The sequence below is a fragment of the Marinovum sp. PR37 genome, from assembly GCF_028807375.1.
Taxonomy (GTDB): Bacteria; Pseudomonadota; Alphaproteobacteria; order Rhodobacterales; family Rhodobacteraceae; genus Marinovum; species Marinovum algicola.
This window is the reverse complement of the sequence record NZ_JARAML010000077.1, coordinates 1-1,206: the sequence shown is the minus strand read 5'-3', so window position 1 is coordinate 1,206 and position 1,206 is coordinate 1. Positions and strand designations below refer to the sequence as shown.

Annotated in this window: 2 protein-coding genes; both read right to left on the bottom strand. The window is 58.0% G+C overall.

Annotated features, from left to right (window positions below):
• Positions 1 to 39 precede the first annotated feature (39 nt).
• Positions 40 to 291 carry an ATP-binding protein gene (locus tag PVW49_RS23835; RefSeq protein WP_350135244.1) on the bottom strand — a complete coding sequence of 84 codons (252 nt, stop codon included), beginning with the start codon at positions 289 to 291 and terminating at the stop codon, positions 40 to 42.
• 148 nt (positions 292 to 439) lie between these two features.
• Complete coding sequence (locus PVW49_RS23685; protein WP_274591803.1) at positions 440 to 1,009, bottom strand: recombinase family protein; 570 nt, start codon at positions 1,007 to 1,009, stop codon at positions 440 to 442.
• Positions 1,010 to 1,206 lie beyond the last annotated feature (197 nt).

Genomic DNA, 1,206 nt, shown 5'->3' with positions numbered 1-1,206 from the left:
CGGGCTCCGGTCGCGGTTGGATGAAAGTTCCGTGGCAGGTCAATGGGCTATCACAAGCCAAATGTCTCGCACCGTTTCAAGCGACATGCCGGTCCCGTCATCCGTTACGCGGATCGTGGGGGTCTCGGTGCCAATCCCGGCTATTTCCACTTCAACTTTTGAAGCATCCGCGTCGTAGGCGTTCTTTACCAGCTCGAAGACTGCAAGCCTCGGGGTCCCGATCAACTGGTCACCCAAGTGCTGAAGTAGTCGTGCTCGTGGTCGGAATCGCCTGTCGATATCTGCTTGCATAGAGTTCTCAGTTTGAGCGCCTCAAAGAGGCCTGTTTGTCTTTCTTTGGCGCACTAGTGATCTATTTGCCGCTCTGCGCAGCTTGAAGCTGAAGTTTCGGAGGATCACCATGAGGAGACAAGTGACGCAAAACTCATTGCCTCATGAATCAGGACGCATCTCCAAGGTATCGGTAAACACTTGAACGCGCTACCCCAAGCGCTTGCGCAATTGCCGTGGGGGTCATTCCCTTGGCGTGCATTGTGTTAACCTTTTCCCCGTCAATGGTCGCGGGCCTGCCCTTGAACGGGGAGTCCGGTCCTTTGGCCAGCGCCGCGTCTATCCCTTCCCGTTGCCGGGCCTTGCGGATTTCCGTCTCGAACTCCGCGACGGCAGAAAGCATCGTGAAGAACATGCGTCCTTCCGGCGTCGTGGTATCAATCGCCTGTTCCAGCACCCGCAGCCCGACACCCTTTGTCGTGAGCGTGTGGGCGATGTTGTGCAGGTCGCGGGTGGACCGTGCCAGCCGATCGAGGCGAGTGACAACAAGCGTATCCCCTTTGCGAATGCCGCGCGTCAGCAGATCGTCCAGCGCCTGTCTGCCGTCGCGCCGGGTGCCAGTCGCCTTCTCGCTGTAGAGGTGTTCGTCGCTGACGCCCGCAGCCCGCAACGCGGCAACCTGCACATCCAGCTTCTGCCCGACCGATGAAACCCGCGCATACCCGATCAACTCGCCCATGATCGTTCCCTTTCGTCCTAATAGGCTGTCCGATAAATCGGTAACGTCCGAAAAATGATTCCACAAGTCTAATCGGACATTTTTTGGAGACTTTCGCCTGTCCCGCCCGAGTATACGCAAATCGGACTGATACGCGTGGGGTCTTGGAGCCATCCTGACCTGCCACGGAACTTTCATCCAACCGCGACCGGAGCCCG

What these genes read in the sequence shown, in the direction of transcription:
- PVW49_RS23685 (WP_274591803.1), bottom strand. Translation starts at nt 1,009, where the DNA reads ATGGGCGAGTTGATCGGGTATGCGCGGGTTTCATCGGTCGGGCAGAAG.
- PVW49_RS23835 (WP_350135244.1), bottom strand. Translation starts at nt 291, where the DNA reads ATGCAAGCAGATATCGACAGGCGATTCCGACCACGAGCACGACTACTT.